This window comes from Listeria costaricensis, from assembly GCF_900183385.1.
Taxonomy (GTDB): domain Bacteria; phylum Bacillota; class Bacilli; order Lactobacillales; family Listeriaceae; genus Listeria; species Listeria costaricensis.
Map to the genome: position 1 here is coordinate 150,582 of NZ_FXUT01000008.1, position 19,499 is coordinate 170,080.

The following is a 19,499-nucleotide window of genomic DNA, read 5'->3' on the forward strand; positions in this document are numbered from 1 at the left end:
GGGGATTTATGATGCGAAAAACAAATATAAAATCACTTCTTGTCGTAGCGCTGATTTTTATGCTGGCCTTTCCACTGTATTCTTTTGCTGATAATACAGATGAGGACAAGGCGATAACTGCTGAACAGGAAGAAAATACACAAGTAGTGAAAGAATCGGCTGAGCAAGAAGCAAGCGATTCAGAAGCGGCAGCCACTACTACAGATGATGGAAACACTGCACCTTCTGAAAGTGCAGCAGATACGCAACAGGAGCAAGCTCAATTAAATGAGTCGGACGCTGCAACAACAAATAATCTAAAATCAAGTGGGAAAATAGATTATGAAACAATGAGCTTTAGCGATGGCTCAAAAATTGAATATGGATTTTCAGGAAATTCTAACCCATCAGCAACTAAGCCATATGCTTCTTATTATGATAAAGATGGCAATAAAGTAGATTTTGAATTTTTTAAAAACAATTATGCCAACTGTACTCTACTTCGGGCTTATTCGCCTGGAACTGCTGATGACTTGTCTCTCAGTGTAGAAACATATAAAAGCAGTTCAAGGGCCGATACTGGTAAGAAAGATGCAGCTGGAAATAGTATTCAATCAATTACGTATACTACAAATTTAGCAGTTCCATCAGGTGCATATGGGTATGATTTCTTGCTTACAACTACATTGACACCGCGACTGGATGGTATCATTGATGTTTCAGCCACCATAAAAGATCTTAGTCGGGGCTACGCGCTTGAAGAAGCAGAGCATGCTGGCTTTATCTGGTCTTTTGATACGAAAATTAATAACGTGAACTACCCAGTTAAGGCAATTGGGGATAATAAGGGAATGTTTATTGAAGATGGAACCCATCAAATAAGTTTTCTTACAAAAGATGTAGAGAGTTGGACTGCTGGTAAGGCTATGGATAGTGATACATATGATGCTGCTGGCTTTGTACATGACAACCATATATTTGATACTTTTAATCGAGATATCATGATGTCAAATTCAGCAGGAGCTGTCACTGGTAAGGAAGATGATAACTTAAAATACGGAGATACGGTTTATGCCGGTTCAGATAGTGCAATATATCTTGAATGGGGGCAACAACAGCTGGATTATAATGACAGCAGAACAATTGACTTTGCTTTCTATCTAGGAACTTTTGAACCGCCAACAATCACCGTGGATCAACAATCAACAGTTGAAATTACAGGTGATGAGGGGTTAGAAATCTCAGGGACATGGGAGGATTCTTCAACGTCTCAAACAGCTGATTTCTATTACTCGATTGATGGTGGCGAACCTGTAGAATATTTAAGCGACTATCCAGATTCTAGCAGCAGCTGGGCCTATACTATACCGAGCTCTGTCACTCAAGCTCTTTCAACAGGGAAGCATACGATTCAAATGTATTGTTTGAACACGTTAAATATGGAATCAAATAAGGTTTCCTTTGATTTTGTAAAAGGAGAAGTCCCTAAAGCTGACCCTGTGCCGCAAACTGTTTCATTAGGAACAAATCTAGATCCCGCTGATTTAGTAACCAACTTGTCGAGCGGAACGAATGTGGTGGGATTTGCGCCAGATGGTATCCCTTCCACGCAGCATATCACAGGCGGAACTCCGATTTCAGCTAAAGTGGTGATTCAAAATGGAGACTTGCAAGACACGGTTACGGTACCTGTAAATGTTGTTTATGGGGATAGTTTAGCGATTCCATCAACACAAAGTGGAACAGATGGGACAGTCTTAACCTTGCATCATGACAGCGGTGAACCAAGTATCACGGCAACTTATGGGAATAACACGAAAAGTGATCAAATAATAGGACCAGTTACAGTTAGTTACTATCATACGAACGATGCCGGAAATATTAATTATACAGAAGATGGCAGTCATTCATACGTTTTTGAAACAGCAGATGATTTGACAACGTCGGCAGCTTTTCAATCAAATTACAGCTCTAGCACACCTTATCCGAGCCAAAATGTTCGATATGGAGATATTGTGATTGTTGAAACGAAAGCCGCTCAGTTATACAATGACGATGATGAACATCCGAGTGTTCCGGCAATGAAAGACAACAAAGTAGCGTATCAAGTAACAAATGAAGGTTTTGTTCCTTTAAGTGATATTCCGCTTGGGGAACTGACGATTAAACATGTAGATGATTTGGACTTTGGCACACATTCCATTCCATCTACACCTACCCGTTATGCCAATCAAAGTAGTTCCTGTAAAGTAGTTGTGGATGACACACGTGCGTGTGAAAAAAGCTGGCACTTGTCTGTTGCACAAACAGAAAAATTTACCACGTCTGGCGGCGATGAGCTGCAGCAATCGCTTTACTACATTCCTAACGGTCAAACAACAGGTTCTAGTTTAGTCGTTGATGAGCCTACGGATGTTTATTCTTACAGTTCTTCAAGTTTAGATAGTCATGAGTCCACCATCAAGTGGGATCAGAACCATGGTTTCTTTGTTCAAACAGCGGGCAATGAGCCGCTCGCTAATGACTATACAACGGAATTAGAATGGACCATCATTGAAGCGCCATAACTTTTAACAAATAATTAGCCAAAAGCCTTGCAGTCAAATTATGCAGGGCTTTTTGGTTGAAAAAGGGCGGCAGGGTTTTTGTGGGAATTATGACAAAACAAGCAGAGAAGCTCCATCTCTAAAAATTTTGATGCTATGTTATAATGTTTTCAGATACTATAAAGAGGTGGGAAAATGGGATTTAAAGAACGACTGGAAAATGAAGTTCATGAATATGCAGCGACCAATCACTTTTCTGTAGATAAAATTGATTTTCTTTATGCCGGACCGACCATGCGAACAAGACATACGCTGGTTTTGGGCTTTACTGATGCCGGTCTGTTTACCTTTTTGTTCAAACTGGGAGAGGCCGAAATGCACTATCTGGCAAGCGAAAAACTCCGGCAGATGCAACTTCAACCTAAAAGAATGGTTTACACATTGACCATTACAGGCATAGATGAGGACGGACAGACCGAGGAGGCGCGCTATTTGGTCAGCAAACGGGTTCTTGGGCGAAAATGGCACAGACAGACCCTGCAAAAACTGATTGAAAAAGATGGCAAAACGTGGTAAAAATTTTTTCACTTTTGCTTAAAAGGGTATATAATTGACACATGAAAAAGGAGGATCAGCAAATTGAAAATAGTAGATATGCATTGTGATGTACTTTATAAGCTTCAAGCCAGCAAAGGAAGGCTAACCTTTCAGGATTCCTCGGAGCTCGATGTGAATTTTGAGCGTCTTGTTCAGGGGGACATCCTTTTGCAGGGCTTTGCGATTTTTCTTGATCCTGATGTTCCCGTCGAGCAAAAATGGAAAAAAGCCGTCGAGCAGGGGAATATTTTCAGACAGCACATCCTGCACCGCGATGGCATCATCAAGCCGCTAAAACGCTGGGCCGATCTTCCCAATCTGCCAGAAGGAAAAATTGCCGCCGCGCTGACACTAGAAGGCGTCGAGCCAATCGGTCGTGACTTGGACCGCCTAGAGCAGCTGCTTGACGGAGGCGTCCTTTCTGTAGGACTAACATGGAACAATGCCAATCTGGCAGCAGATGGTGTTGAAGAACCACGCGGAGCCGGTCTCACCGCATTCGGCAAGCAGATCGTCCAGCGACTCAACGAACGAAAGGTTTTCACAGATGTCTCCCATTTGAGTATTAAGAGTTTTTGGGACGTGATGGACATCGCCGAGTACCCAATCGCCACCCACTCGAGTGCCAAAGCGATCTGCCCACACATTCGCAATCTCGATGACGACCAAATTCGGGCCATGATCGAGCACAACGCCATGATTCATGTCATTTTCCATCCGCTTTTCACAACGGAGAGCGGTACGGCAAGTATGGAGGATGTGATCCGTCATATCGATCATATTGCTGAGCTTGGAGGCATTCGTCATATTGGTTTCGGTTCTGATTTTGATGGCATTCCTTCCCATGTCAAGGGACTAGAAGACGCCGGCAAGTATCAGGATTTTATTATCGAACTCGAAAAGCACTTTTCAAAAGAAGAGGTGGCAGGATTCGCCCATCAGAATTTTATCGATCATTTACCACAATAAAAAAGTGCAGTTTCTCTTTTTAGGAGAGAAACTGCACTCTTTTTTTATTTCAATAGGTAAATATGATAAAAAATCTAAAAATAAGAATAAAATTCATAATTTGTACACAGGAATATAAGAAGAAATTTAATATAATTAAATATGTAACATAGAATATGCAGAAAAGAGGGCGAAAATGAAAAAATTTATTGGGAGTTTAGCGATTATCAGCCTCATCATGTTGGCTGGCTGTGGAGGGACAGCAGATCAAAAAAAGGAAAAGAACGCAAACAAAGTGGCAACAACTGCTTCTACTGATTTAGCAAAAGTAGAGGTACAGGAAGGGAATTACGTCATCCTTCCAGATGTTTCTGAGGATGAGCTGAGTACGATTGCATTAAAAATGAAGGTGACGAATACAAGTAAAGGAAAGCTCAGTCTAACTGCAAGAAATTTTGTTCTGTACGAAGCAGGCGATGATGAAAAGATCAAGGCTGAAGATGTTTATGCAGATGAGCTGAATGTTTTGGATTATGACACGCTAAGTAAGGATAAAAGCACGACAGGGTCTATCTTTTTCAACATAGATCCTAAAAAAGAATATAAACTTGTTTTTGAAGCCATGAATGACAACGGAGATAATGAAGATGTTGAATTGACGCTCGATATGGCGAAATATGAGGATTCAAAAGAGGGTTTTAAAGAGAGTGAAAATGCAGCCAATGCTTTTCTAGATGTTCAATTCTTAAATAACGAGAATGAAAACTACGCCAAGCTTGTTGCTAATGATAAAGAAGAGACAAAGGCTGAGTTTTTAAAGACGTATAAGAAGGAAAATGAAGACAGGCTCTTCTCAGAATTAACTCTTAGTGATCAGGATTATCAAAATTGCTTCAATAGCTTTACTTCAACACAAGGCAAGCGTGCAAAGCTAAACACAGAGTTGTCAGCTTATTATGGAGACCAGGCGATTTTAGAGATCACGCTGGATGAAGCTCTATCGAACAGCAGTATTTATGACTTATCCTATCAGTATGAAAGAAATTATATCGATTCTTCGGATAATTATGATTATGATGCAGCCGAAAAATATGCTTATTCAAAATACACTGAAATTCTTGAAAAATCACCACTTAAAAGTGAATCCGATGAAATCCATTTATATCTTAAAAAGAAAGATGGAAAGTGGTATGTTGATTTAGATGAGATGCACAATGAGCAGACGATTTCTGCATTTTTAGGAAATATTTATTAAGTGAAAAAGCAGTTCTTAAGCAATTTTATAGGCTTGAGAACTGTTTTTTAATAAGCTACTTCTTTGCATTGAAAACATAAATATATTTGAAAAAGGGCGTTTAAAACAGATTATGTGATTTTTTGTTGATGAAAAGTACATGATAGTAGTGAAAAATGGTGATTCATCTACAAAATTCACACTTTAGACACAGAAATACGAACAATATTTTACTATAATAAAATAGAATACAAAATAAAAAGAAATGAGGAAGAAAATGAAGAGAGTAATAGGGAGTTTAGCAGTTTTAAGTCTTATGATGTTAGCGGGATGTGGCGGGACATCAGATCAAGAGAAAGAAAAAGAAACGGGAAAAACAGAAACGGCGGAAACGTCAAATTTTGCAAAGGTGAAGGTGGAAGATGGCAGTTATGCGATTGCACCAGAAATTGCAGAAGACGACCTAAGTACACTTGCTTTGACAATCAAAGTGACGAATACGGGGAAAGGCAAGCTTGATGTCATGCCAGAAAATTTTGAGCTTTATGAAGATGGCAGTGACGAAAAAGTGAAGCCAGAAGATGTATATGCGGGGGATGAAATCGATACATTTGATTACGAGACAATCAGCGCAGATAAAACTGAGACAGGGACGGTTTTCTTCAATGTCGATCCGAAAAAAGAGTATAAATTAGTCTATGAAGCATACAATGATGAGGGCGATACGAAAGAAGTCGAACTAGCATTGGATCTTACACAATATGAAGATTCAAAAAAAGCATTTGATGAAAGTGAAAAAGCAGGAAACGCTTTTCTCGATGTACAGCTTTTAGGAAAAGAAAATGAAAACTACGATAAATTAGTCGGTAACGATAAAGAACAAACAAAGGCTGAACTACTTGATGAGTATCAAAAAGAAAATGAAGACTATCTCTTTTATGATCTGGATTTAAGTGATGAAGATTACGAAAACTGCTTCAATAGCTTTATCTCCACACAAGGAAAACGTGCAAAATTAGATATAGAATTGGCTGCCCAATATGAAGACCAAGCTGCTTTGAGCATTGAAATCGATGAAGCTTTATCTGAGGATAGTATTTCCGATCTGTATAGCCAGTATGAAAATGACTACACAGAGTCAACAGATGACTATGATTATGAAGCTGGTGAAGAATATGCTTTCTCCAAATATGCGGAAATTCTGGAGAAATCTGATTTGAAGAGTGAATCATCCGAGCTTTATCTCTATCTTGAAAAGAAAGATGGAAAATGGACAGTAGACTTAAAAAACGATAATAACGAAAGAACAATTTCTGCACTTTTGGGAAGTATGTATTAATAATAAAATCAGTCTCTAAACAACAGAAAATAGGTTTTAGGGACTGATTTTCTAAACGGGAGGACATCAATGAAACACAAAAAATGGTGGCTGATAGCGGCTGGTGTGGTAGTGGTTTTAGGCATTTTCTTCATTTGGGGAGCAGTGACGCATTCTAGATCAACATACTACGAAGCATTCAAACAAGCGCTAGATGACAAGAATGCCAAAGAAATGACGCAGCTTTTAACAACCAGTGATACGGCGCTCAAAATCGATGAAGCGGGCTGTCAGGCATTTATTGATTACTTAACAAATAATCCGGAAGATCGGACGCAGTTTCTAAAGAATTTAAAAAAAGAAACGGAAGCCGACCAGACGATTTATTCCAATGAGTTTCCATATACTTTGGTAAAAGACGGTCATGATATGCTTTTCTTTCCACATTATGCCCTCAGTATCAAACCGATGTATTTTACCGTCACAACAGATGCAGATAAAGTGTCTCTTTCAGCGAATAAAAAAGAAATTCCTTATTTGAAGAAAACAGATCGTTACGGCCCGCTCATGCCTGGTGAATATGATGTAGATGCGACACTCGCCTGCTCAATCGACGTGCCAATCGTTCATGAAAAAAATCAGCAGCTGGTCAGAGAAAATCAGAATCTGGATTTGCAGGTGGGCGATGTTTTAGCAGAGGATAAGTCGTTTCAAAAAGATTTAGGCAATACAGCGGATAAGTGCATGACTGAATACGCACAATTTATGGGCGGCGGTCTGGATGAAACAAAACTTGTTACAGGGACGGACGATTACAGGGAAACCAGTGCAGAAGGAAAAGAGTTGATTCTGCCATTTGTGACCAAAATCGATATGGCCTATCAGGAAATTCAAATCAATAATGATAGCATCAAAGTGGAGAAAAAGCTAGATGATTGGGAAGCGAGCATGGATGCCAATATTAAAATGCAAGGGAATATTGCTTTTAGTGTGGAAGATCAAAGTGCTTCATCTGAACTGGAAATAAATGGTGTGCATGAGCTGATTTTCATTTATGATACGAAGCAAGACAAATGGCTGCTTGATTCAGCAGAGGAAACTTACAGTGATACAAGTGGCGGGGATAACATCAACAAAATCGCCCATGAAAATCCTCAAAATTATGAATGGACCAATAATGGCGAGGCGGATTTTTAGAATTTAAAAAACTAGGATAGGCACACTTTGTGGGGGTGCTTGTCCTAGTTTTTTTTATGGAATTCATCAACAAATTCACCTAACTTAAAAAGCGGAGAGATGCGCAAAGCGTTGGGTGCTGTCTCGGTTTTTCGGCTTGACTGGCTGGCTTTTCAAATTTCACATGTTATAATGAAAGGTAGTGAAGTTTAGCAAAAAAGGAGGGTGTATCTGTGAGGTTAGAGTCGAATTTTGTCCAGAAACAACAACAGAAGCAGACGATGAAGCTTGCTATGACACAGCAGTTGTCGCAGTCTATTGCCATGCTGCAATTTACGACCGCCGATCTGACCGCCTTTTTAGAAGATAAAGCGCTGGAAAATCCGCTGATCGAAGTGGTATCCGGGACGGATGTATCAACAGATTACAATTATACGAAGCGAAAAAACAATACCGGGGCAGATTTTGACTGGCTCGATCAGGTGCCAGACACGAAAACGACCCTTTCCGAAGCGCTCAAAGAACAGATGAGTCTAATGAAGCTGACACCCGTTCAGAAAATCATTGTGCTCTATCTGATTGAAAGTCTGGATGAAGCGGGCTACCTGACGGCGGATTTGAATGCGGTCAAAGAAGCGCTACTTGTAAGTGAGGCGCAGGTGCTCGAAGGACTTGAAATTTTGCAAAGTATGGAACCGGCCGGTGTTGGGGCAAGAGATGCGCGCGAGTGTATTTTACTCCAGATTGACCGCACGATGGCTGGACCTGAAATTGCCTATGAAGTCATTCGCGATTATTTTACCCTATTTGCCGAAAAGAAATGGAAAAAGATTTCAGCAGATATGAATGTCACGCTAGCAGAGATCCAGGCGGTTTCCGATTACATTCAAACACTTAGTCCGAAACCAGGGGCGGAATTTGAATCGGAACGCGTTCAGTATGTCACGCCAGACTTGATTCTTCTTCAAGAAGGCCAGACGCTGCAAGTTTCCGTGGCGAAGCAGTTTCAGCCGGAGCTTAGGTTTCAGGAAGACTACTATAAAATGATGCAGGCGACGCAGGAGAAGGATGTGGCCGCCTTTTTGAAAGAAAAAACAGGTGAATTTGACTGGCTTATGAAAGGTCTCGAGCAAAGGGAGTCGACGTTGAAACGGGTGGGAAAAGCAATCGTTGCCCATCAGCAGGCCTTTTTCACACAGGAAGGCCATCATCTTGAACCACTCACACTCAAGGATATTGCCGAGGAATTGGATGTCCATGAGTCGACCGTCAGCCGCGCGGTGAATGGCAAATACATCGAAACAAGCGGCGGCGTTTACGAACTTAAGTATTTCTTTTCGTCGGGAATCCAGAAGAAAACGGCAGATCCGGGCGAAGAAGGAGATGTTTCCAGCAGTACGATCAAGCATTATTTGAAAGAAATGGTTGAAGGCGAGGATAAAAACAAACCGCTTTCCGATCAAAAAATTGTCGACCTGCTGGCAGAAAAAAACATTGATGTGTCGAGACGTGCCATTGCTAAATACCGAACGGAACTTAAAATCCCAGCATCATCCAAGCGAAAAAGATTTGACTAACAGGACGTATTTTGCCCCATTTAGATTTATTGGTGGGACAAAATGCGTCTTTTTGCTTAGTTTAAATTTAGAAAAAGGGTGGAATAAAAAGAAAGTAAGTTATATGAAGGGGTTTAAGTGTTAAGGAAGTGTGAAAAAAAGATGATTTTTTCATAAACGTCCCACTTTAGACTTGAACATTGCAAGCGATACTGGTAGAATGAAAGGCGTAGGGTAATTAAGAGAATGGTTCTACTAGCTTCGATAAAAACCAAGGACTGAGAGAAAGGTCAGAAAGTGAAAAACAAGGTGAGAAAGGAATTAACTCAAACAAGTTAATGACAAGGATTTACCGCTTGTTTCAATTTTTGAAACCTTGATCTCTACTTTTTTTAGTTCTATCGGGACGCGGGATGACTTAGCGGGTCGTAAACCGTCCATCGCAGTAAGGAGCAATGATAATGTCTGATCTAATTAACATTCAAAAGAAACTATTACCCGACATACTTGCCATCATGCAGAAACGCTATCAGATTTTACGCTCGATCTATTTTGCAGAGCCAGTTGGCAGACGGACGCTTGCCGGAATGCTCGGTATGAGTGAACGGGTGCTCCGCGGCGAAGTAGAATTTTTAAAAGCACAGGGTCTGATTGATATTGCTTCTTCTGGAATGACCGTTACACAAGTTGGTTTAGAGGTGTTTCGCGAACTCGAAGGAGTGATGAACCAGTTGTCCGGCTTACACAGCATGGAGGATCAGCTGGCGGCGAAGTTGCAGATCGACAGATGCCTTGTTGTTCAGGGCAACAGTGACGAGGCGCCTTGGGTCCGGGAAGAAATGGGACGCATGGCAGTCAAACAGCTAGATTTCGCACTCACTGAAAAACGCAATATCGTAGCCGTTATGGGCGGATCGACAATGGCGACGCTTGCCGAAATGATGACACCGGATTTTGCCAAAGGAAGGGAACTGCTTTTTGTTCCGGGACGAGGCGGAATTGGTGAGGATCTTGACAATCAAGCCAATACGATCTGTGACAAACTGGCCACTAAAACCGGCACAAAACACCGCGTACTTTATGTACCGGAACAGCTTGGTGAAGAAGCCTACCGTTCACTTTTAAAAGAACCTGCGATTCAAGAAGGTCTCAGTCTCGTGCAGTCAGCCAATGTGATTGTTCATGGAATTGGTGAAGCGATGACGATGGCGAAACGAAGACATACCGGACAGGATGTCATGCAAGAAATTACAGAAGCAGAAGCCGTTGGGGAAGCATTCGGCTACTATTTCAATGAACAAGGCGAGGTTGTACATAAAGTCACGACATTTGGCCTGCAATTTGAAAATCTCGACAAAATTCCCCATATTATTGCCGTAGCTGGTGGGAAATCGAAAGCGAAGGCAATCAAATCGTATATGAAGAGTGCTCCGCATAATACGGTTTTAATTACAGATGAGGGAGCCGCAAATGAGCTTTTAAAAGGGCGTAACACCCTTTTGAAATAAAAATTTTACGTATTTTCAAGGAGGAAAATGACTTATGACAGTTAAAGTTGGTATTAATGGTTTTGGACGTATTGGACGTTTGGCATTCCGTCGTATTCAAGATGTAGAAGGAATCGAAGTTGTTGCAATCAACGACTTAACAGACGCTGACATGTTGGCTCACCTATTAAAATATGATACAACTCAAGGTCGTTTCGACGGCGATGTAGAAGTACACGATGGTTACTTCAACGTTAACGGCAAAAAAGTTGTCGTTTCTGCAAATCCTAACCCAGAAGAAATCAAATGGGGCGAATTAGGTGTTGAAATCGTTCTTGAATGTACTGGTTTCTTCACTACTCAAGAAAAAGCTGAACTTCACCTTAAAGGCGGCGCTAAAAAAGTTGTTATCTCCGCTCCAGCTACTGGCGACATGAAAACAATCGTTTACAATGTTAACCATGAAATTCTTGATGGAACTGAAACAGTTATCTCTGGCGCAAGCTGCACAACTAACTGCTTAGCTCCAATGGCAAAAGCTCTTGACGAAAACTTCGGTATCGTTGAAGGTTTGATGACAACTATCCACGCTTACACTGGTGACCAAAATACTCTAGATGCTCCACACCGTAAAGGCGACTTCCGCCGTGCACGTGCTGCAGCAGAAAACATCATCCCTAACTCTACTGGTGCTGCTAAAGCAATCGGTGAAGTACTTCCAAGCCTTAAAGGTAAACTTGACGGTGCAGCTCAACGTGTTCCAGTTCCAACTGGTTCCCTAACTGAACTTGTAACTGTTCTTGACAAACCAGTAACAGTTGAAGAAGTAAACAAAGTGATGAAAGACGCTAGCGATCCAGACACTTACGGTTACACTGCTGATGCAATCGTATCTTCTGACATCAAAGGTATGACTTTCGGTTCGTTATTCGACGAAACTCAAACAAAAGTTCTTTCCGTTGGCGACAAACAACTAGTTAAAACTGTTGCTTGGTACGATAACGAAATGAGCTACACTGCACAACTTGTTCGTACACTTGAATACTTCGCAAAAATCGCTAAATAAGTTTAAACTTAATAAGCTGTAAAACAAATAAGCGGAGACAAACTATTGTTTCCGCTTGTTTTCTGAAAATGCCTCAAAAAATGGATCCTTTTAATAACATTGGAGGAATTGTAAATGGCTAAAAAAGTAATCACTGATTTAGACTTAAATGACAAAAAAGTACTAGTACGTGTGGACTTCAACGTTCCAATGAAAGACGGCGCAATTACCAACGATAACCGTATTGTAGCTGCTCTTCCAACAATCAAATACATCATCCAAAACCACGGGAAAGCAATTCTATTTTCCCACCTTGGAAAAGTAAAAACAGAAGAAGATAAGAAGGACAAAACGCTTCGTCCAGTTGCAGAACGTCTTAGCGAACTGCTGGGCAAAGAAGTGAAATTTGTGCCGACTACACGCGGTCCAGAACTTGAAAATGCGATTAACGAATTGAAAGACGGCGACGTACTTCTTTTCGAAAATACGCGTTTTGAAGATATCGACGGCAAAAAAGAAAGCGGCAATGATCCAGAGCTTGGTAAATACTGGGTAAGCCTTGGCGATGTATTCGTCAACGATGCGTTTGGTACAGCTCACCGGGCGCATGCTTCTAACGTAGGGATTGCATCCAACCTTGATTCAGCTGCTGGCTTCCTGATGGAAAAAGAAATCAAATTCATCGGTGGCGTAGTAGAAAATCCGGATCGTCCACTTGTTGCTATTCTTGGCGGAGCGAAAGTTTCCGACAAAATCGGCGTTATCGAGAATCTGCTTAAAAAAGCAGACAAACTTTTGATCGGCGGCGGCATGGCTTATACATTCATGAAAGCGAAAGGCTATGAAGTAGGGATTTCTCTACTTGAAGCTGACAAAGTGGATCTTGCTAAACGCTTGATGGAAGAAGCTGGCGACAAATTGGTCCTTCCAATCGATACAGTGGTTGCGAAAGAATTCAGCAATGACGTACCTTTCCACACAGTGACTTCTGATGGCATTCCTGCTGATGAAGAAGGTCTTGATATCGGCGAAGAAACGATCAAACTATTTGCAAAAGAACTTGAAGGTGCTAAAACAGTTGTTTGGAACGGTCCTATGGGCGTATTCGAAATGAGCAACTTTGCAAAAGGCACAATCGGTGTTTGCGAAGCGATCGCGAACTTGCAAGATGCAACGACAATCATTGGTGGCGGGGACTCTGCAGCAGCAGCAATGCAACTTGGCTATGCTGACAAATTCACGCATATCTCTACTGGTGGCGGCGCATCGCTTGAATATCTTGAAGGCAAAGAACTACCTGGCGTGGTTGCAATTTCTGAAAAATAATTCGGCAGCAATCCGCTACAATTTAAAAAACGAAAGGAAGTTTATCATGCGTAAACCTATTATTGCTGGTAACTGGAAAATGAACAAAACAGCTGCAAAAGCGGCAGAATTTGTTGAAGAAGTAAAAGGAAAAGTCCCTTCTAAAGATGTGGTTGATTCCGTTGTTGCTTCTCCAGCGCTATTCCTTCGTGATTTAAGTCGTCTTGCAGAAGGAACTGATCTTCGTGTAGCAGCGCAAAACTGCTACTTTGAAGACGAAGGTGCATTCACTGGCGAAACAAGCCCGTTTGCCCTTGCTGACTTGGGCGTTTCCTATGTGATCATTGGTCACTCTGAACGCCGTGAGTATTTCCATGAAACAGACGAAGACATCAACAAAAAAGCACATGCAATTTTCAAACACGGCATGGTTCCGATCATTTGCTGTGGTGAAACATTGAACCAACGTGAAGCTGGCCAAACCGACACTTGGGTACGCGGTCAAATCCGTGCAGCAATTGAAGGCTTGACAGAAGAACAAGTGAAGCAACTTGTGATTGCCTATGAACCAATTTGGGCAATCGGTACAGGTAAATCTTCTACAAGTGCAGATGCCAATGAAACTTGTGCAGTGATTCGGGAAGAAGTGGCTGATGCCGTTTCAGCGGAAGCAGCAGCAGCAGTTCGTATTCAATACGGCGGTAGCGTAAAACCTGAAAACATTGCAGATTACATGGCAGAATCTGACATCGACGGCGCGCTAGTCGGCGGTGCAAGCTTAGAACCTAAATCTTTCTTAGCTTTATTGGAGGCAGTAAAATAAATGAGTAAATCTCCTGTAGCAATTATTATTCTCGACGGATTCGGTTTGCGTAACGAAACAGTTGGCAATGCCGTTGCCCAAGCGAATAAACCGAACTTTGACCGTTACTGGGCAGAGTTTCCACATAGCCAGTTGAAAGCTTCCGGCCTTGATGTCGGCCTTCCAGACGGCCAAATGGGGAATTCCGAAGTTGGTCATACTAATATCGGTGCTGGGCGTATCGTTTACCAAAGCCTGACACGTATTGACAAAGCGATTGAAGAAGGCGAATTCCAAGAGAATAAAGCAATCAACAACGCATTTGAACATACGAAACAAAATGACTCTGATCTTCATTTGTTCGGCCTATTGTCTGATGGCGGCGTACACAGCCACATCAATCACTTGGTCGCACTTCTTGAAACAGCCAAAGCAAAAGGCGTTAAAAATGTTTACATCCATGCTTTCCTAGATGGCCGTGACGTTCCACCGCAATCTGCTAAAGGCTACATCAAAGAATTGCAAGAAGAAATCAGCAAGTTGAATTATGGTAGCATTGCAACAGTTTCCGGTCGCTTCTATGCAATGGATCGCGACAAACGTTGGGAACGTGTTGAAAAAGCTTACCGTGCCCTTGTGTATGGTGATGGCGAAAAATTTGCAGATCCAATTGAACTTGTCGAAGCTTCTTATCAAAATGAGAAGAATGATGAATTCGTTATTCCGGCAATCGTAGCAAAAGACGGCGAAGAAGCTGCAACTGTTAAAGACAATGATGCAGTCATCTTCTTCAACTTCCGTCCTGACCGTGCGATTCAGCTATCCAATGCATTTACGGATAAAGAATGGGAACATTTTGACCGCGGTGCTAAACACCCAGAAAACGTCAAATTTGTCACTATGACTTTGTACAATCCGAGCATTGATGCAGAAGTTGCCTTTGAACCAATCGAAATGAAAAATGTGATTGGCGAAGTTCTGGCTGATAAAGGCTTGAAGCAGCTTCGTATTGCTGAAACGGAAAAATATCCGCACGTGACTTTCTTCATGAACGGCGGACGCAACGAAGAATTCCCTGGTGAAGATCGTATTCTGATCAATTCGCCAAAAGTCGAAACTTACGATTTGAAACCTGAAATGAGTGCGTATGAAGTAACAGATGCACTTGTAGCAGATATCGAAGCAGACAAACACGATGCCATCATCTTAAACTTTGCGAACCCTGATATGGTTGGTCACTCCGGCATGCTGGAACCAACAATCAAGGCAATCGAAGCAGTGGATGAAAATCTTGGCCGTGTAGTGGATGCCATTTTGGCAAAAGGTGGTTCTGCGGTCATTTTCGCCGATCACGGAAACTCCGAAACCATGTCCACACCTGAAGGCAAACCACATACAGCGCACACAACAGTTCCGGTTCCAGTAATCGTAACGAAAAAAGGTGCGACGCTTCGTACAGACGGTCGTCTTGCTGATGTGGCGCCTACAATGCTTGATCTTTTAGGTGTAGAAAAACCAGTTGAAATGACTGGCGAAAGTCTCATCAAAAATTAATTTGGTTTTTGCTTTCGTTTTTTACAAAACGAGGCTACAATAAGAATGTATCTAATAATTGGGACAGCAGAGTGAGTGGTGTTTCCAATATATGTGAGAGTGAATGCGCGAGGGAAGTTTAGCGGCGAGGCGACGGTCTTGTCTCTAGCGTACGGAGCTTTATGGCTGAGTGTGCGGCTTCTTTTGCAAAGGGGTTTTCTGTAGCTCGAATGACTTTTTGAATGGTTGATGTGCTATAAACCATAAAAACATTTGGAGATATGGCGGGGCCTTGCATCCAGTATGTGGTTCCTTTTTGGGGAGTACATACTCGCTTTGCTTGCAGGTATATTGGGACTGGAACTCAAACTTTGCTTTCGAACAGTCCCAACAAAGGAGAGAGTTAAATGTCCATTATTACTGAAGTTTATGCACGTGAAGTCCTTGACTCCCGTGGTAACCCAACTGTTGAAGTCGAAGTTTATACTGAAGCCGGTGCTTTCGGTCGCGCGCTTGTTCCAAGTGGTGCTTCTACTGGTGAATACGAAGCTGTTGAATTACGTGATGGCGATAAAGCACGTTACCTAGGTAAAGGTGTTTTGAAAGCTGTTGAAAACGTAAATGATATCATCGCTGACAAAATTATCGGTTTTGACGTTACTGATCAAATTGGTATCGATAAAGCAATGATCGATCTTGATGGTACTCCTAACAAAGGTAAATTAGGTGCCAATGCTATCCTTGGTGTTTCTTTAGCTGCTGCTCGTGCTGCTGCTGACGAACTAGGCGTTCATCTTTATGAATACATCGGTGGAACAAACTCTAAAGTTCTTCCAGTTCCAATGATGAACATCTTAAACGGTGGGGAACACGCTGATAACAACGTGGATATCCAAGAATTTATGGTTATGCCTGTTGGCGCTCCTAACTTCAAAGAAGCACTTCGTATGGGTGCTGAAATCGTTCACGCTTTGAAAGGTGTACTAAAAGGTAAAGGCCTTAACACTGGTGTTGGTGATGAAGGTGGTTTCGCTCCTAACCTTGAATCCAACGAAGAAGCAATCGAAGCAATCATCGAAGCAATCGAAGCTGCTGGTTACAAACCAGGCGAACAAGTAAGAATCGCTATGGATGCTGCATCTTCTGAATTCTATAACCGCGAATCCGGTAAATATGAATTGAAAGGTGAAGGCGTTGTTCGTACTTCTGAAGAAATGGTTGCTTGGTACGAAGAAATGATCACTAAATACCCAATCATCTCGATCGAAGACGGTCTTGACGAAAACGACTGGGAAGGTTTCAAACTTCTAACAGATCGTATCGGTGACAAAGTTCAACTTGTTGGTGACGACTTGTTTGTAACAAACACTGAAAAATTAGCTGAAGGTATCGAAAAAGGTATCGCTAACTCTATCCTAATCAAAGTTAACCAAATCGGTACTTTGACTGAAACTTTAGATGCAATCGAAATGGCTAAACAAGCTGGCTACACTGCAGTAGTTTCCCACCGTTCTGGTGAAACTGAAGATTCTACAATCGCTGACATTGCAGTAGCTACAAATGCTGGTCAAATCAAAACTGGTGCGCCTGTTCGTACTGACCGTGTTGCAAAATACAACCAATTGCTTCGCATCGAAGACAACTTGGCTGAACTTGCTGAATACCGCGGCCTAAATGCTTTCTACAACCTTAAAAAATAATTTTTGAGGAAACAACAAAGAACCATCCTGCTAAATGCGGCAGGGTGGTTCTTTTTATACACAAATAGTGGGTTCTCTGATAAAATGAAAAGAAAACAGAAGAGAGGGCGTTTCAATGAAAATACTCATCGTTTTAGTTCTTCTCATCGTTTTGCTGCTTATTATAGCGGTCAATTTAAGGAAACCTAAGGAACATCCGCGAGTAACAGAGTGGAAGGAAACCAATGCGGAAATTATCGCCAGCAACCTCCATTCGTTCACATATGGAAATGAATTCACCCAAGGAAAACGAACGCGATTTGTGACACTTACCATCCGTTTTCTTACTTCACAAGGGCATGAAATAACGGCTACGAAGAAAGTGGCCATTTTTAGCAAGTATTCTGGACGTTATGCGCAGGGAGAAGTTATTTCAGTTTTGTATGATGCAGCCGAGCCAGAGCGTTTTAAAATCAAATATGATCGTCCATAAGAAAGTTGGTTTTGTGTATGTATGCAAAAATTAATGATATACAGTTATACTATCAAATTTACGGCGAAGGTAAGCCGCTTCTCATGATGCATGGCAATGGACAGAATCATCAGGATTTGGACAAAATGATCCACTACTTTGCAAAAAATTATCAGGTAATCGTTCCGGATACGCGGGCACACGGCAGATCGGAAGTAGGGAGTGTGCCGCTTGACTATGAGCTGCTGGCAGATGATATGCTGGCACTGCTGGATTTTCTGGATGTCACTTCCTATCATGTGGTGGGCTACAGTGATGGCGGCATTATTGCGCTTATTATGGGAATCAAGCAGCCGGATCGCCAGTTGAATGGGGCGGTGATTGGTGCCAATTATGACGTGGGGCAGGTGCGGACTTTATCCAATCTGTTTTGTCAGGCAGGCTACTATCTTTGCCGAGCGCTTGCTGGTGTGAGTTCGTTTTTCAAGAAATATCGGGAGCGGTTGCGGCTGATGGCTTTTTATCCGCGGATTGAAAGACTGGATCTGGCTAAAATTCGTGCACCATTTCTTGCGATCATTGGTGAACAAGACCTGTTTATTTCGGTAGAAGAAACGCAAAAACTCACGGCTTCATTGGCAAAGGGGACGATGGAGGTCGTAAAAGGCGGCACCCATTTTCTGCCCATGCAAAATCCGCAAATTTTAAATCGGCTGATCGATCAATTTTTAACAAATAAAGGAGTGCAGGCATGTTCCCGTTAAATCATAGACAGGCACAACAATTGGTGGAAAAATTGATGCAGGATATTCCCTATTCGGTCAATTTGATGGATGAATTTGGGCGAATAATTGCAAGTGGGGATGATCGGCGTCTTGGCGAGCTGCATGCCGGAGCCTTGGAAGCAATCCGCTTAGGGGAGCGCGTCGACATTCACGAGAACCAGCCGACGGTCCGGAAAGGGACAAATCTGCCCATCCGCCTTGATGACCAGATTGTTGGAGTGGTTGGCATTACGGGCGAGCCGGAACAGGTGGCACCTTTTTGCCAAATTGTCAGTACGATGGTTGTATTGCTGACGGAAGAAGCGATTCGTGCGGCAAAGGAAGAGTCAGCGCGGCTAAGTCGAGACAGGCTACTTGAAAAGCTGCTTTTTGAGGAGGCTCGACTATTGGCAGACGAGTTGCGGCAGCTGGCTGAGCTGGGGATTGATCCTGAACAGCCCATCCGGTTTTTTTGCAGGACTGAGAAGTGGCCGATCGAAGCACCGCAAATCGCTTTGCAGGGAGAGGAATGGCTGCTGTTCTGGCAGGGGGAAGCGGCGGCAGAGCGGCAGACAGGAGAATTGTGCGGCACGGCCCTGAGCCAGAACGACGAGCGGCTGAAACTGGCTGCCCAAAAAGCGCAAACTGCTTTTCGGATTGGCCGAAGCTTGGGGCTTTCGGGAGCGGTCGACTATCTGGATGTCGGGCATTTGGTGAACCGCGATCTGACAAAGGAGCAGTATGCGTTTTTGCAGGCAATTGAGTGTGCGCCCGAGCTGCTGGAAACTTTGAAGACGTATTTCCGGCTAAATGGGGAAATGAAAGCCATCAGTGCCGCCTTGCATATTCACCGCAATACGTTGCTTTATCGACTCGACAAGATTGCGGCTGTTACAGGGAAGGATCCACGGAATTTCATGGATCTACAATTGCTGATCACTGCTTGGCTAAGCCAGGAGACCAGCATCAAATAAAGACCACCAAAACGGATATACTTGGAATTAGGAGAGATGATGACGCGCCAAATAGAAGGTCATCAAAGTGGATATACTTGGAAT

At 42.4% G+C, this 19,499-nt stretch carries 16 protein-coding genes; all 16 read left to right on the forward strand.

What is annotated here, in order from left to right; all coding sequences use genetic code 11:
* The first annotated feature begins 11 nt into the window (after positions 1 to 11).
* The 16 genes from CS921_RS07985 (at position 12) to CS921_RS08060 (ending at position 19,415) form a co-directional block, all read left to right on the forward strand.
* Positions 12 to 2,546, forward strand: a complete 2,535-nt coding sequence (locus tag CS921_RS07985; RefSeq protein ID WP_162921717.1) for a WxL domain-containing protein — start codon at positions 12 to 14, stop codon at positions 2,544 to 2,546.
* 174 nt (positions 2,547 to 2,720) lie between these two features.
* Positions 2,721 to 3,101 (forward strand): hypothetical protein, encoded by a 381-nt coding sequence (locus CS921_RS07990; RefSeq protein ID WP_099222704.1) that lies wholly within the window; start codon positions 2,721 to 2,723, stop codon positions 3,099 to 3,101.
* A gap of 63 nt (positions 3,102 to 3,164) precedes the next feature.
* On the forward strand, positions 3,165 to 4,091 hold the full coding sequence (locus CS921_RS07995; RefSeq protein ID WP_099222706.1) for a dipeptidase: 927 nt from the start codon (positions 3,165 to 3,167) through the stop codon (positions 4,089 to 4,091).
* A 175-nt stretch (positions 4,092 to 4,266) separates the two neighbouring features.
* Positions 4,267 to 5,325 carry a DUF5105 domain-containing protein gene (locus tag CS921_RS08000; RefSeq protein WP_099222708.1) on the forward strand — a complete coding sequence of 353 codons (1,059 nt, stop codon included), beginning with the start codon at positions 4,267 to 4,269 and terminating at the stop codon, positions 5,323 to 5,325.
* A gap of 256 nt (positions 5,326 to 5,581) precedes the next feature.
* Positions 5,582 to 6,643 carry a DUF5105 domain-containing protein gene (locus CS921_RS08005; protein ID WP_162921718.1) on the forward strand — a complete coding sequence of 354 codons (1,062 nt, stop codon included), beginning with the start codon at positions 5,582 to 5,584 and terminating at the stop codon, positions 6,641 to 6,643.
* Between the two features lie 69 nt (positions 6,644 to 6,712).
* Positions 6,713 to 7,819, forward strand: coding sequence for a TcaA second domain-containing protein (locus tag CS921_RS08010; RefSeq protein WP_099222712.1), 1,107 nt, complete (start codon positions 6,713 to 6,715; stop codon positions 7,817 to 7,819).
* A gap of 212 nt (positions 7,820 to 8,031) precedes the next feature.
* On the forward strand, positions 8,032 to 9,375 hold the full coding sequence (gene rpoN / locus CS921_RS08015) for an RNA polymerase factor sigma-54 (protein WP_099222714.1): 1,344 nt from the start codon (positions 8,032 to 8,034) through the stop codon (positions 9,373 to 9,375).
* Between the two features lie 440 nt (positions 9,376 to 9,815).
* Positions 9,816 to 10,862 carry a sugar-binding transcriptional regulator gene (locus CS921_RS08020; RefSeq protein ID WP_099222716.1) on the forward strand — a complete coding sequence of 349 codons (1,047 nt, stop codon included), beginning with the start codon at positions 9,816 to 9,818 and terminating at the stop codon, positions 10,860 to 10,862.
* A 34-nt stretch (positions 10,863 to 10,896) separates the two neighbouring features.
* Entirely contained in the window at positions 10,897 to 11,907 is a 1,011-nt protein-coding gene (gene gap, locus CS921_RS08025; protein ID WP_099222718.1) for a type I glyceraldehyde-3-phosphate dehydrogenase, read from the forward strand.
* A 114-nt stretch (positions 11,908 to 12,021) separates the two neighbouring features.
* Positions 12,022 to 13,212 (forward strand): phosphoglycerate kinase, encoded by a 1,191-nt coding sequence (locus tag CS921_RS08030; protein WP_099222720.1) that lies wholly within the window; start codon positions 12,022 to 12,024, stop codon positions 13,210 to 13,212.
* 46 nt (positions 13,213 to 13,258) lie between these two features.
* Positions 13,259 to 14,014 carry a triose-phosphate isomerase gene (gene tpiA / locus CS921_RS08035; RefSeq protein WP_099222722.1) on the forward strand — a complete coding sequence of 252 codons (756 nt, stop codon included), beginning with the start codon at positions 13,259 to 13,261 and terminating at the stop codon, positions 14,012 to 14,014.
* On the forward strand, positions 14,015 to 15,547 hold the full coding sequence (gpmI, locus tag CS921_RS08040) for a 2,3-bisphosphoglycerate-independent phosphoglycerate mutase (RefSeq protein ID WP_099222724.1): 1,533 nt from the start codon (positions 14,015 to 14,017) through the stop codon (positions 15,545 to 15,547). It abuts the gene before it with no gap.
* Positions 15,548 to 15,933: 386 nt separating this feature from the next.
* Positions 15,934 to 17,226, forward strand: a complete 1,293-nt coding sequence (gene eno / locus CS921_RS08045) for a phosphopyruvate hydratase (RefSeq protein WP_099222726.1) — start codon at positions 15,934 to 15,936, stop codon at positions 17,224 to 17,226.
* Between the two features lie 115 nt (positions 17,227 to 17,341).
* A complete protein-coding gene (locus CS921_RS08050) occupies positions 17,342 to 17,698 on the forward strand; it encodes a DUF3592 domain-containing protein (RefSeq protein WP_099222728.1) in 357 nt (118 codons plus the stop codon).
* 17 nt (positions 17,699 to 17,715) lie between these two features.
* The gene (locus CS921_RS08055; protein WP_099222730.1) at positions 17,716 to 18,441 is read left to right on the forward strand and encodes an alpha/beta fold hydrolase; all 726 of its coding nucleotides are present in this window, start codon (positions 17,716 to 17,718) and stop codon (positions 18,439 to 18,441) included.
* Complete coding sequence (locus CS921_RS08060) at positions 18,429 to 19,415, forward strand: CdaR family transcriptional regulator (RefSeq protein ID WP_099222732.1); 987 nt, start codon at positions 18,429 to 18,431, stop codon at positions 19,413 to 19,415. Before CS921_RS08055 ends, CS921_RS08060 begins: the two co-directional genes overlap by 13 nt.
* The last annotated feature ends 84 nt before the right edge of the window (positions 19,416 to 19,499 follow it).